Annotated in this window: 9 protein-coding genes; 1 reads left to right on the forward strand and 8 read right to left on the reverse strand. The window is 40.5% G+C overall.

Translation table 11 applies throughout. The features are described 5' to 3' along the window. Positions 1–15: 15 nt before the first annotated feature. Positions 16–2550, reverse strand: a complete 2535-nt coding sequence (locus tag NIES593_RS01315; protein ID WP_083602263.1) for a pentapeptide repeat-containing protein — start codon at positions 2548–2550, stop codon at positions 16–18. Then, positions 2551–3156 (reverse strand): DedA family protein, encoded by a 606-nt coding sequence (locus NIES593_RS01320; RefSeq protein WP_073597852.1) that lies wholly within the window; start codon positions 3154–3156, stop codon positions 2551–2553. It abuts the gene before it with no gap. Positions 3157–3553: 397 nt separating this feature from the next. Here NIES593_RS01320 and NIES593_RS01325 point away from each other — a divergent pair, with 397 nt between their 5' ends. Continuing rightward, positions 3554–3799: a hypothetical protein gene (locus NIES593_RS01325; RefSeq protein WP_073597853.1), complete on the forward strand. Its 246-nt coding sequence runs from the start codon at positions 3554–3556 to the stop codon at positions 3797–3799. Between the two features lie 244 nt (positions 3800–4043). On the opposite strand, the gene ydiJ is transcribed toward NIES593_RS01325, so the two are convergent. The 6 genes from ydiJ to NIES593_RS01355 all read right to left on the reverse strand — a co-directional run bounded on the left by ydiJ (position 4044) and on the right by NIES593_RS01355 (position 14247). Then, the gene (ydiJ, locus tag NIES593_RS01330; protein ID WP_073597854.1) at positions 4044–7088 is read right to left on the reverse strand and encodes a D-2-hydroxyglutarate dehydrogenase YdiJ; all 3045 of its coding nucleotides are present in this window, start codon (positions 7086–7088) and stop codon (positions 4044–4046) included. Between the two features lie 129 nt (positions 7089–7217). Beyond that, complete coding sequence (locus NIES593_RS01335; RefSeq protein ID WP_073597855.1) at positions 7218–10832, reverse strand: hydantoinase B/oxoprolinase family protein; 3615 nt, start codon at positions 10830–10832, stop codon at positions 7218–7220. Between the two features lie 120 nt (positions 10833–10952). Beyond that, positions 10953–12236 carry an ABC transporter substrate-binding protein gene (locus NIES593_RS01340; protein WP_139253598.1) on the reverse strand — a complete coding sequence of 428 codons (1284 nt, stop codon included), beginning with the start codon at positions 12234–12236 and terminating at the stop codon, positions 10953–10955. Positions 12237–12337: 101 nt separating this feature from the next. Next, positions 12338–12928 (reverse strand): alpha-ketoglutarate-dependent dioxygenase AlkB family protein, encoded by a 591-nt coding sequence (locus NIES593_RS01345; RefSeq protein ID WP_073597857.1) that lies wholly within the window; start codon positions 12926–12928, stop codon positions 12338–12340. Positions 12929–13016: 88 nt separating this feature from the next. Beyond that, positions 13017–13901, reverse strand: coding sequence for a ParA family protein (locus NIES593_RS01350; protein ID WP_073597858.1), 885 nt, complete (start codon positions 13899–13901; stop codon positions 13017–13019). Positions 13902–14010: 109 nt separating this feature from the next. After that, positions 14011–14247 (reverse strand): hypothetical protein, encoded by a 237-nt coding sequence (locus NIES593_RS01355; RefSeq protein ID WP_217651779.1) that lies wholly within the window; start codon positions 14245–14247, stop codon positions 14011–14013. Between the last annotated feature and the right edge of the window lie 200 nt (positions 14248–14447).

Consider the following 14447-nt stretch of genomic DNA (forward strand, 5'->3'; position numbering starts at 1 on the left):
TATGCCTATGACTAGCTACTCTGAGATTTTTACTCCTTCTAAAATTGCCTCATTTAATTTAGTATTTTTCAACTTTGCTCCTGTTAAATCTGCTTCGCTTAAATCGGCACCTTTTAAATCGACATTACTTAGATTAGTTCCTTGCAGAATTGTTCCCATCAATTTTGCATTTCTCAAACTGGCATCTTTTAGATTGGCATGACTCAAATCGGCAGCAATTAATTTTACCCCATCTAATTGTGCGCGTTGTAAATTAGCTCCTCTTAAATTAGCACCGATCAAATTAGCATGACTCAAATTCACGCCGATTAGATCTGCATTGCTCAGATCGATATTTTGAAAGTTTCTACCTCCCAAAGCATATCTTTTTAAAAGTTCGCTGGCATCTGTTACATTAATTTCTCGCTTGGGGGGATGATGAAAGGTAAAAGTAAAAGTATCTCTACTGCGAATTACTTGCTCGATTTCTTCATACATTGGATAAGTGCCAATGCCACTTAATTTTACCCAGGCTCTCGCTCTGGTCAAGGCAATAAATAACTGATTTCGCAGGTAAATATTGCTTTCATCTTCTGCAATGCGATCGCATCCAACGATATACACCATATCTGCTTCATTTCCTTTGGCACGATGAATGCGAGAAATCGTTACCGCACCTTCGTGCCAAAATTTATTAGGATTGCGACATTTGCCAGATTCATCTAGTAAGGTATTGCACTTACTATTGCCAGGAATAAAAATATCAATTCCTTGTCTCATTAAAAAATTAGCTACCTGAGTTTCTAGCTGAATTGCATCAAAAAATTCTCCTACGACAATGACAAGAATTTCTTGACTAGGACGCAAACCATCGTATCTAAGATTGTGTTTAATGTTTTTGGCTAGTACAAATAATTCTTGCTGTCGAGATTCGTAAGCCTTAAACTCAATAATGTCTCCTTGCCATAGTTCGGGAATGGGATTGGGAGAATTTTCGCGAGGACGTTTGAGGATAATTTTTTGACCGGGAATAAAACGTCCTTGGACTTCATAACCAATTGCTTTCCATTCTTCTGCGCGAGTAATTCCTGTCAGCATTCCTTGAGGACGCAATAATCCCATGCCAAGTCCATGTGCGGCGGTAATAATTTGATGTGGCGTGCGATAACAACGACGCATGACTTCGCTTTTTTTGATTCCATTTTTGTATTGTCCGGTGACGAGATGACCTAAGTCTTCTCCAAATAATTCGCTAGCGGTTGGAATTGTTAAACTTTCTAAACTTTGAGCTTCATCATATGCCCAAATTAAGCGTCTTTGTTCCGAACGAACGGGATCGACAGGTTGCAAAGATTGATATGCCATCCAATAAAAAGGTTGTCGATCGCCAAATTTATATTTATCGACGATTAAATCTTGCCCTTCATCGATTAAAATAGCATCGAATAATTGAGGAATTGCTGTTGCTTTCAACAATTGAATACAAGCTTCTGCTAACGCTTCATTAGGTTTTTGACTTGCTGTTTCATTAACAGTCAAAGAATGGATGCCAGCCGCTTGGCAAATTAAACTATATAAGCCTGGTTGTTTTCTCGCTCCCCAAGCATGGAGAATTTTTAAATTAGCATTTTTAGGATCGTATCCTCGTTCGTTATTACTAAAGTGACGCAGCCATTTATCGATTTGTTGAATAATGGAATGGTAAAGGCTGCGAGAAAAGAAAACAAACGCAACTTTCCAGTTGGGATATTTTAGATGAATATGGGCAGCTTTTTGACATAATAAAACTGTTTTTCCCGAACCGGCAATTCCTCGAATTCGTTGAGCGCCTGGAGCAATTTGTTTGGCAATTTTTTCCTGTTGCCAGTCGAATTCAGAAATGTGCGATCGCAATTTTTGTAATATCTTGCCACGACTTCGATCGGGAGTGAGAACGCGATGGGAAGGTCGGCAAAAAAACGGCGTTCCCGATAATATTGATAGCAATAATTGCCACTGTTTTAGCGTCAGTTTGTAACCCGGTTTTACGGGTGGTGTTTCCTGAATCAATTCGCAAACAGATGAAGCAGAATAGAGATTATCTTTGAATAAAATAGGCGGATTGCTGAGCAATTTATCGAAACCTCTTTCTTGCCATTGTTGTTGGCTAATTAAGGGTAAAGCGACCAATGCTCTAGCACTAATTTTATCTTGTAGAATTGGTTCGCGATCGCAAGATTCTAGGATGGTAAATAATTGATTTTCTGCTTGTTGATAGGGATTGCCAAATGGGGTATAAAAATTTTGATATTCCCAACGATGACCCGTTATATTAACTATCTTGTCAATGGGAATTGATTTAACTTCAATAACAACTAAACCGAGTTCGCGATCGACAATTAAAATATCCGGTTCTTGGCGAAATTTACCAATCTGAGAAAAAATAGGATAGCGCCAGTAGCCGATACAATCGCGATCGCGAAAATTTGCTCGGATGCTATCCCAAACTAACTGCTCTCCAGTCTCTCCCCTATTTCCTAGCGGTTCGGTGGTAATAAATTTGTGGTTTAGATAATCCTTAACCACAGATATTTACTCGTAACGACGATTGCGTTTTCTGACTATCCAAATAATAAACCAAATAACCAGACTTAGTAGAACAATTTTAGAAACAGGTCCTAGATATTCATCGACCAATTCATAGTTGTCTCCTAAAAGATAACCAAGCGTTGTTAGAAAAATTACCCATAAGCTCGTGCCTATAGTCGAGTAAAGAACAAAAGGGATAAATGACATATGATTTATCCCAGCAGGTAGAGAAATTAAAGTCCGAACCCCTGGAACTAAACGACCAAAAAATACTGCCCTAACTCCATGTCGGCTAAACCAATTATTGGCTTTTTTGATATCTTTAGAAGAGACAGTAATCCACTTCCCATATCGATCGGCTAAATGTTCTAAGCGTTCCTCGCTCACAGCTTTACCGAGATAGTACCAAGGAAATGCTCCTAACACCGTTCCAATCACGCCTGCTAAAACGGCTGGAACGAATCCCATGTCTCCCTTGGCGATCGTGAACCCAGCCAGCGGCATAATCAGTTCTGAAGGAATAGGCGGAAATAAATTTTCTAAAAACATCAATAAGGCAATCCCCCAGTAGTCAAGAGATTCCATAGTACTTGTAATCCATTCAGCCATAGAGTGAATTTTTGTGACAGAGCTTGACAAATTATAGGCTTGATGAATGCTGATGTACAGTACAAATTCTGTATTTTTGATTTAATCGCGAACAAGTCTTAAGAAGCTCGATTTGATAACGCTGTACCAAGCGCTCGCGCACCTAAATTGTTCGATGAGATTGCGGCAAAAGGGAAGCCAACGAGAGCGTGGTAGCGGTTTTCCAACAACGCGACGAATTATACAAGTTAAAATTTAAACTAGCTTATACTTTTGATACAAGCAGCAGTTAAACCAGGTGATAGCTTTATTGATATCGGTGCGAATATTGGCATGATTACTCTTTTAGCCGCACGCTATGTAGGAGAGAGTGGTATAGTTCATAGTGACGCTCCGTCGTCTTCGACCAGCAATATTAATGGAAGTCGAGAAGCAGCATCTTGAAAAGGCAGGTTCAAGTGTTCCAGAACTTTTTCGGTTTATGCAAGAGCGTGGATATGAAGCTTTTAACATGAAAACTAAACGCTTTATTTCTCACTGCCTGCAATTGAGCCAGGTCTTAGACTACCATAAAACGACTGCAAATGTTCTTTGGCTGCACCCTCAAAATGATTTGTTTTCACGGTTGAAACCCTGGATAATTTCTTCAGAAAAGACAATTTAGGAAAATAATACCGAGGTCGAGAAAACTGCCTCTTTCCCCGGAACCTGATAACTCAAAACAACTATGAATTGAAAGGGATTTAAGTTACCAGAAATTAACCGTATCTTCGTTTAATTTTTGAAGTAGGAGTTTAACCAAGTATTGCTGAATGGGTAATAATTTTAAATCAACATCATACAAAACAATAGGATTTCCAGATTACATAGCACATATCATTACTTTTCAGCAACACCCTCCTCGGACACTAAGCTTTACTTTTGATAACTTGCAGCGGATGCAAAGGCACGAATCCATCAAACCGCTTGACTTGAGAACGACAAGAATAGCCAGTCGCTAAAAAGCGTTGTCTTTCTTCTGGAGATGATGGAATGTGCTTTCCCCAACTCATCTGATAGATTCCTTTAGATTCGTCGTAGTGTTCGGCTTCGTGACCGTAAATTCCTGCCATGCCGCAGCACCCCGCAGACATTAGGATTAAAGGAATTCCCACCGCTTGAAAAACTTGCTGCCATTGTTTTTGAGAGGCTAAGGCAATTGTTTTTTCAGTGCAGTGACCCAATAAATAATAAGGTTCCGAGGTGGCAACTTTTGGCAGTCGTTCCAGTTGAGTGACTAGAAATTCTTGCAGTAACTGAACTCTTGGCAAAGTTGCTTTTGCATCGAGAATTTTGACATACTCATCTCGATAAGTAAGAACGATGCTCGGTTCGATGCCGATAATAGGAATCTCCAAATTTCCTAGCTCAATTAGATACTCGGCATTTTTCTGTGCGATCGCAGAAAATTCCTTCAAAAACCCTTTCACGTGCAAAGGCTTGCCATTGACAAAAAACGGCGCTACGTAAACGGTGTATCCTAACTGGCAAAGAAAATCATAGGTATCGAGAACCAAGTGAGATTCGTAGAAACTGGTGAAGGCATCTTGGAGCAAAATGACGCTATTTTCTCGTTCTGCTGCACTGAGATTAGATAATTGATTTAGGTTAAATTCTGGTGCTTGTCTCTGTGCCAATCCCTGCTTGAGAGTAAACGTACTCAGCGCAGGCGGATCGATCGCAGCGAAAGATTGCTTAATCAGCCAGCGAGTAACGGGATTCTGAGTTAATGCATTCGCTAGCCATGGGACTTGAGATTGCCAACTGGCGAGGGTTTCGATATTCCCAATGAAGTAATCGCGCCAAGGTCTGAAGTAACGAGTGTAGTAGAGTTCCAGAAATTTTGCTTTCATCTGTGGAATATCGACATGAATCGGACATTGACTCGCACAAGCTTTACAGGAAAGGCAACCGTGCATCCCTGCATAAACTTCGTGGGAATAGTCATAAACTCCCCAAGCTTTTCCAAGGGTATTCCAGACTTTAGCGAAAAAATTGCCCGATCTGGCTAATTCCTCTGGTCTAGCGGTTTTCAATTGCCGCAACCATTCTCTAAGCAAGCTGGCGCGACCTTTGGGAGAATGAATGCGATCGCGCGTCACTTTAGACGACGGACACATTACCTCATCTGGATTAAAGTTAAAACAGGCTCCATTGCCATTGCAACTGAAGGCAACTTCATACTCAGACCGCACTGAAGCTGGAACTTGTCGGTCAAAATGACCTCGCAAAGGCGCTTCGACTCGCACGACTTCTGCGGAACTGTCGAAGGGAGTGACGATTTTTCCTGGATTTAAGCGATTGTCGGGGTCAAAAGCTGCCTTGATTCTCCGTAAATCCTGATATAACTCTTCTCCAAAAAAAGCGGGGGTATATTCGCTACGAAATCCTTTGCCGTGTTCTCCCCACATTACGCCGCCATATTTTCGTACCAGTGCCACGACTTTATCGGATAGTTCCCGAATTGCGACTTCATCTTTTGACATTTTTATATCTAACGCGGGTCGCACGTGCAAGCATCCTACATCTACGTGACCGTAGATAGCATAATCGAGCTGATATTCGTCTAGTAAAGCTTTAAATTCTCGGATATAGCTAGCTAAGGAAGACGGCGGGACGGCAGTATCTTCGATAAAGGCTATCGGTTTGCGTTCTCCCTTGGTATTACCCAGCAATCCCACGCCTTTTTTTCGCAACTCCCACAGATTAGCGATTTCTTCTGCGTTCTTCGCCAGATAATATCCTATCGCTTGCTGGGGTTGCTCGCTATTCTTCGAGGCAATTGTTGACCCTTCCAAATTATTCCTTCTGTCTTCTTCAATGGCATGACAAATCTTGCTAACTTTTTCTTGAATCTCCTCTTGATTAGAGCCGACAAATTCAACTAAATTGAGCGTCTGTGCGCCAGCAACAAAATCCTTTACTTGGCTATAAATTGCATCCTGTTTTGCCAGTTCTAATATTTTTTCATCGATAGTTTCTATTGCTTCTGGTTCCAACTCTATTAGGTTTTCTGCATCTGACAAAGCATCGTCAAAACAGCGATAGTGAATCGCTAGCAAGGCTTTATATTTAGGAATTGGTGTTAACTTTAATTTGGCTTCGGTAATAACGGCTAAGGTTCCCTCCGAACCTGCCAAAATCCAATTGAGGTTGAAAGTCTCGTCCCGGTAAACTTTCGCCAAATTGTATCCCGTCATAAACCGAGGCATTTTCGGGAAAATTTGCTCGATTAATTCTCGTTTTGTCGTGACAATTTCATCGACTTGACGGTAAATTTTTCCCAAGCGACCTGACTGTTGCTTGAATTGAGTTAAAGAAGTAGAATCGATAGAGCGCGATCGCCCTGTTGTCCCATCCGACAGCACCCAAGCTAATTCCAAGATATGATTGCTGGTGCGTCCATAAATCCGCGATCCTTTACCGCAAGCATCCGTATTAATCATTCCTCCAATGGTGGCACGATTGCTCGGCGATAGAGAAGGTGCAAAAAAGACCCCGTAAGGTTTCAAATAAGCATTCAGTTGGTCTAAAACCACTCCCGGTTGCACTCGCACCCATCCTTGTTCCAGATTTACCTCTAAAATCTGGTTCATGTACTTAGAGGTGTCAATAATAATGCCAGGAGAAAGCGATTGACCGTTGGTTCCCGTCCCTCCGCCTCTAGGAGAAAAGGTTATTGCCTGAAACGGTTCTTGGTTAGCTAACCCAAACAGATGCACTAAATCTTGCTCGGATTTGGGAAAGACTACTGCTTGCGGTAAGATTTGATAGATGCTGTTATCGGTTGACATCAGCAACCGACTGGCAAAATCGGGTCGAATTTCTCCTGAAAAGGGTGTTTTTGCCAAAGCTTCTAAGAAAAGTAAATACTCTGGCTTTAAGCTTTCCTGAAGCGGTAATCGGGGAATCATCTGAAGCTACTATTTGGTGTAGAGATTGGGGTCAGTTATTTTAACTCTAACCTCTTGCACATCCTGTTTGTATATTTGTATATCAGATAATCGATTCCTGCGATCGCGTCTTATTGATTTAATATCAATTCAACACATTCCATAGCCACCGCCACCAGGGGTTTCGATAATAAAAGTATCGCCAGGATTCATCTGCGCGATCGCAGTACTTTCTAATTCTTCTATCGTTCCGTCGCTTCGTTCGATATAATTTTTCCCAGCTTTACCTGCATTGCCACCTTGCAAACCAAAGGGAGCAATCTTGCGACGACTGGAGAGAATTGCTGCTGACATGGATTCTAAAAAGCGAATGCGACGAATGACTCCATTGCCGCCGCGATGCTTTCCCCTGCCGCCACTGTCGGGACGAATGCAGAAGCTTTCTAATAAAACGGGAAATCGCCATTCTAACACTTCGGGATCGGTGAGGCGAGAATTGGTCATATGAGTGTGAACTGCGTCGGTTCCATCGAAATCGGCACCCGCACCAGAACCGCCACAAATGGTTTCGTAATATTGATATTTTTCATTGCCAAAGGTAAAATTATTCATCGTTCCTTGAGAAGCTGCCATGACCCCTAATGCCCCATAAAGGCAATCGGTAATGTTTTGAGATGTTTCAACATTTCCTGCTACGACAGCCGCCGGATATTGTGGGTTTAATAAACAGCCTTCTGGAATAATAATTTCTAAGGGTTTGAGACAGCCTTCATTAAGAGGAATATCGTCATTAACTAGCGTTCGGAAGACATATAAAACGGCTGCTTTACAAACGGCTTTAGGAGCATTAAAGTTATTCGTTAATTGTGGCGATGTTCCCGTAAAATCAATCGTGGCACTGCGATTAGTTTTATCGATACTAATGGTAACTTTAATCTTCGCACCCATATCTAATTCGCAAGTAAAACTTCCATCTTTAAGCGCATTAATCACTCGTCTGACACATTCCTCTGCATTATCTTGAACGTGTTGCATATACGCCTGTACGGTTTCTAATCCGTAATGCTCGACCATTCGCTGTAATTCTTGTAAGCCTTTTTCATTGGCGGCAATTTGTGCTTGTAAATCAGCGAGATTTTGGATGGGATTGCGAGCAGGATATTTTCCAGAAGTCAGTAATTCTAGTAATTCTTTTTCTCGAAATTTCCCTTGTTCTACTAATTGAAAATTATCGATAAATATTCCTTCTTCTTGTACCGTTTTGCTGTTGGGTGGCATAGAACCTGGCGTAATGCCGCCGATGTCTGCGTGATGTCCTCGCGAAGCAACGTAAAAGAGAGGAGATTCAGAATTCTGAAATACAGGGGTAATGACTGTAATATCGGGTAAATGAGTGCCGCCATTGTAGGGGTTATTTAAAACATAAACATCGCCCGGTTTGAGCGTATCGCCGCGAGCGTTTATCAGACTGCGAACGCTTTCGCTCATTGACCCTAAATGAACGGGAATATGAGGGGCATTTGCTACTAATTGACCCGAGCGATCGAATATTGCACAGGAGAAATCCAATCTTTCTTTGATATTAACTGAATAGCTCGTTTTTTGTAGCATTGTTCCCATTTGTTCGGCGATAGAACGGAAAAGATTATTGAAGATTTCCAGCATGACCGGATCTTTAAATTTTGGATTCTGATTGGAGATATCTTTTCGCGTTTTTCTGTTTTTTACATGTTTTAAAATTAAATGATTTTTATTGTTAATTTCTGCTTGCCAACCCGGTTCGATTACATTAGTTCCAGTTGGTTCAATAATTAAAGCGGGGCTTTGAATAATATCTCCTGGTTGTAAATTTTCTCGCTGGTAAACTGGTGTATCATGCCAAGCATCAGCGGTATACATTTTGATTGTTGCTATGGGTTGAGGCAATTCATCAGTTTTGCGTTCGATAATCGGTTCCTCTGATGTATAAGTCGGACAAATTAATTCAATAGAAACTGCTTCAACAATTAAAGCTTTTTCTGGCATGACAAAGCCATATCGTTGCTGGTAGACTTCTTCAAATTTTTGTCGCATCTCAGACAGCTTATCGAAATCGACGATTAAAGATGAATCGGTTCCTTCATATTTAAGATGAACTTTGCGAAGAATTTGTGTTTTTTCAGTGGTTTGGAATTCGCGAGAATCTAATTCTGCGTTTGCTTCGTTAATTAATCTGGCTAAAATGGTCTCTAATTCAGGAAGTAAAGTTTGAGTTAATTTTGCTTCGACTCCCTTTTCTTTCAAAATCCGAATCTCTGCTAACCCAATGCCATAGGCAGATAAAACTCCCGCATAAGGATGAATAAATATTTGTTTAATTCCTAAAGCATCAGCGATCGAACAAGCGTGTTGACCCCCCGCACCGCCGAAACAACATAACGTATATTCTGAGACATCATATCCTCGTTGCAGCGAGATTTTTTTAATGGCATTTGCCATAATTTGAACTGCGATCGCAAGGAATCCAGAAGCAACTTGTTCGGGAGTGCGATTGTCGCCGATTTCTTGAGTTAATCGAGCAAATTTTTCGCGAACGATCGCGACATTTAAAGGTAAATCTGCATTAGGACCAAAGACTTTGGGAAAGAATTCGGGTTGCAATTTTCCCACCATGACATTGCAATCGGTCACGGTTAGCGGACCGCCTCTAGAATAGGAGGCAGGACCGGGGTTTGCTCCCGCCGATTCGGGTCCGACTCGATATCGCGACCCATCGTATTGCAAGATCGAACCGCCACCCGCCGCGACAGTGTGAATGGACATCATGGGAGTACGCAGTCGGACTCCCGCGATTTCGGTCTCAAAGCTGCGTTCGTATTCGCCGTCGTAATGGGCAACATCAGTGGAGGTTCCCCCCATGTCGAAACTGATAATCTTTTTAAATCCTGCTATTTCGCAGGTTTTGACTGCACCGACAATTCCCCCCGCCGGACCCGAAAGAATGCTATCTTTGCCATGAAATAATTGAGCGTCTGCTAGTCCGCCATTGGACTGCATGAACATTAATTTTGTGGTCTGTTTTTGCTGATTTTCTCCCAATAATTGACTACTGACTTGGTTTACATATCGACCTAAAATTGGGGATAAATAAGCATCGACGACGGTAGTATCTCCCCGACTGACTAACTTCATTAAGGGGCTAACTTGATGGGAAACTGATATTTGAGAAAAGCCGATTTTTTTGGCTATTTGGGCAACTATTTTTTCGTGTTCGGGATAGCGATCGCCATGCATAAAAACGATCGCACAACTGCGAATTCCTGTGTCGTATGCTGCTTGTAATTCTTTTTCGACTGGTTCGACATTAACGGGGATTAATTCATGTCCGCGTGCATCGTAGCGTTCCTTAACTTCTATTACCCGTTCATAGAGCATTTCTGGCAAAATAATTTCGAGGGCAAAGATATCGGGACGATTTTGATAGCCAATTCGCAATGCGTCTTGGAATCCTTTAGTAATAACTAGAACGGTGCGATCGCCTTTTCTTTCTAGTAGCGCATTTGTTGCTACTGTCGTTCCCATTTTCACCGCTTCAATTTGTTGTGCTGGGATTGGTTCGCCGGGAGAAATTTTGAGGATTTCTCGAATGCCTTGAACGGCTGCATCTTTGTAGCGATCGGGATTTTCTGAGAGGAGTTTGTGAATGATTATTTTTCCTTGGGGAGATTTGGCAACAATATCGGTAAATGTTCCGCCGCGATCGACCCAAAATTGCCACTTCGTCATAATAATTTCTCCTTGATTTTACTGAACAATAACTATCTTCTTTTAGAGAATCGGCAACCTGGCAAATAGGAATTAATGCTATTTTTGGACTCTATTTAAAAGAGGCAAAAGCTTGCCTCTTTAATTTTCTATTGGAATAAATTCACAATGACCTCGATCTGACCATTGGACAGTTAGAATTTCTGTTGGTGGATTGATGCGATCGCCATTTTTATCAAATTGAATCGTTCCTGTTATTCCCTGGATACTTTTACTTCCATCTTTATAAAACTGGTGCATGTTTTCAAATAAAGTATGACAGTTTTGTTTTGCATTTCTCTCCAATATTTTGATAACAATCAACACAGAATCATAGGCAGTTGCACTTCGCCAGTTAACTCGATCTTTACCCCACAAGCGATCGGCTAATTTACAAAAATCTACAGCTAAAGAATTATTGCTATTAAATCCATTAGATTGACTCCGCCAATGCCACGGGACAACAAAAAGAAAATTGCTTAAGTTGTTTCTATTAAGCAACCCGCTACTGATGTTAACATCTAGCCAATCTAAAATATTTTGATAAGCGAAGGTGGCAGAACCAACAATTAAGCAGTCATTAATATTCGCTGCACTAATAAGTTCGGCATTGTAGAACGTCTTTTCAATTCCTCCATTGGGAACGATAACTAAAATATTTACTTCTTGCTTTCTTATGTGTTCTATATAAGGTTTTATATCTGACAAAAAATCTCGATCTAAAGCTTGACAACATGGTAAAATTTGAATCGTTTCAGAATTTTGCAGGTGTTGGCAAAGCGATTCTTTAAATGAGCTACTATAAATGCTATTCTGATTATAGAAAATAGCTAGTCTTTGTGTTTTTTTAAATCGATTAACTAGATGATGAGCCAAATATTGAGTTGTAAGCCGATTAGGTGTTCTTATTCTAAAAAATGAAGCACTATCTACTAAATTAGAGAGGGTATCACAAGCATTAGAGGGAGTGATTAAATAGGATTCTGTTGCTCCGATCCTAGTTAAACTATCAATCTCATTTCTATTAAGTAAAAATTTTCCTCCCATGCTCATAAATAAAAAAAACGTAGTTTTAGGAAGGGGAGGCAAATCCAATCTATACCTATTTCTTCGAGCCAACAAAAAGTTAAGAATTCTAGTCCAGTTTCCTCTCAAGCTATCGACTTCCATGAGATTTTCTAGTCTAGGAGAAATTTTTTTAGCCAATCTACTTCTAATTGCATCACTTGTAGAAAAAGTTATCTCAGCTATTTCGCTAGGCGTATATCCTAAAAGAGATAGACAAATCAGTCGCCGATCGATATTATCTTGGTCGATCTGGAGTTTTTCAATAACTTCTTGGCAATCTTGGCACATAAGCATCTTAGTAACAAACTTACTTGTCATTACTATGCCTTACTCATTATGCCTGCGCCAGTTGAAAGCGTGGCTGATTTGATTTTGCCACGCTTGTGGCTAATTCTCTGAATTCTTACAGTAAAGAGGCTTTAACGAATGACCCGAAATGTTAGATTGATTCTAGCTCCAATTTTCTTAGCGGTTTTAGGAACTTGGTGTTGCCAAAACAGTTGAGTTTCTCCTTGCATTACTAAAAAATCGCCATCTGCAAGCTCTAAATCAATTTTAATCTTGCGATTGTCTCGGCGACGAAACATGAAGCGTCTTGTTGCACCGAAACTCACCGAACCAATTGCCGAACCTGGGGCAAGTTCTCGTTCGTCATCGCTATGCCACCCCATGCGATCGCTACCATCTCGATATAAATTTAGTAAAACGGCATTAAATTTCGTATTGGCTATAGGTTCAATTTTAGATTTAATTTCTAGCAGTGGATCGATCCAAGGTAGTGGTTGCATAATAATGCCTGAGTAGGGATAGGGTTTCTCGCCGTAATAGGCAGTCAATCTCGGTTGAAGAACCTGTTTCCCAAAAAATTTGATAGCTTCATGTTTCCACGCGATCGCATGATATAATTCCCCAAAAAATCGCTTGCTTTCATCGCGATTGAATAAACCACGCCAGATAACAACATCGGCATTTTCTAGGATTAGTTTTTCTTTTGTTGCCTGGAGCTTCATTTTAGTTTCGGATCGAGTTTAGAAGCCAGGAAATAGAAGATAAAAAATCCTTAATCCTGACCTCTAAATTTCTAATTGCTCTCTTCTATTACGATAACTTTGCCAAGAATTCTTCAGTTAATTTCGCAAATGCCTTTGCTCCACTCGAACTCGGCATTCCTACAACAACTGGCATAAACATATCGACTGCCTTAGCCACATTAACATCCATTGGGATAGCATTTTGAAATAAATGTTGAGGCTCAAAATCTTCCTTCACTCGCTTCATGACTTGTTGATAATATCGACTTAATAATCCGCCGCCAGAAAGAATAAAGACGACTCCCAACAAACGAATATTTATATCCTGTTGGTTTTGATGGCTTTCTTTTAGCTTGCTAATGCGTCTTTCTAATAATTGCATTCCCACAATAGACAAAGGTTCGGGTCGAGCAGGGAGCAAATAAAAATCGCTGGCAGCAATCCCACTACGGGTTAATAAATTATATCCCGGAGCGCAGTCCATAATGATGAAATCGTAATCATCTTTAATTGGCTCTAGAATCTTTTGAATTAATATTCTTTCAAAGTGATTCCAGACTTTATCAAAATTAGTCTCCTCTTGCTCTATTGCTTGTTTGTGCAACATTTCTGAGACAATATATTCGTCATAAAGCTCGATATCTCCCGGCAGTAATTCGAGTCCTTGTATGTTGCAGATAGAAGGGCAAATAATATCGTAAATATCCAACTTATTATAAGGATTGGGTTGAATAATTGAATCGAGTAAATAGGTCAGTGTTTTTCTTTTTTTTCGCGTTTTAGCAAAGTCGTGAGGCGACATTAAACTCAGCGTTGCGCTGATTTGTGAATCTAAATCGAGAACTAGCACTCGTTTCTCGTGATTTTTTGCCAAACAAGTAGCTAGATTTACCGTCAGCGTTGTTTTTCCAACGCCGCCTTTCATGTTGACAGTACTAATGATTCTTCCCATTGATAGATTTCCTGATGCTCGGTAGAGCTTTCGCTAAGTTAGTGTACCAGAAACGCCACTAATAGAACTGTTACGGATGAAGAAGGGTAAAAATGCCAAAAAAATTTTTTCAGGAAATCGGCGGAAAATTTTTGTAGTCCCTAAATGTAGGTATGAGTTTTGGATGAATCGCCAAAAGCTTCTTGCCAATATTCATCCCTCCTATTCCTCCCAATGGATGAGGTTCATTGATAGGTAACAGCGCGATGGTAGAAGTAAAAGCTAGAGCGATCGCCTGACGATGAGCAAGGAGGTAAAAACCATGAAGCATTAGCAATTTCTGAATATTAGCAGGATGGCGAACCAAGGTTATACGGAAATTACAACATTATGATCGAAGTCAAGTCATCGCAACAAAAATTTACAAAAGTTATAATGTAAATAGATAGAAAGGAACGAAAGAAAAATGTCTAAATCTATTGCACTTCCACTATTTGTTCAATCAAGCTTATCAATTGTTGCCTTTTTAGCGATCGCGATTCTTTTGGCTTAAACCGCGATATTCAG

The sequence above is a fragment of the Hydrococcus rivularis NIES-593 genome (assembly GCF_001904635.1).
Classification (GTDB): domain Bacteria; phylum Cyanobacteriota; class Cyanobacteriia; order Cyanobacteriales; family Microcystaceae; genus Hydrococcus; species Hydrococcus rivularis.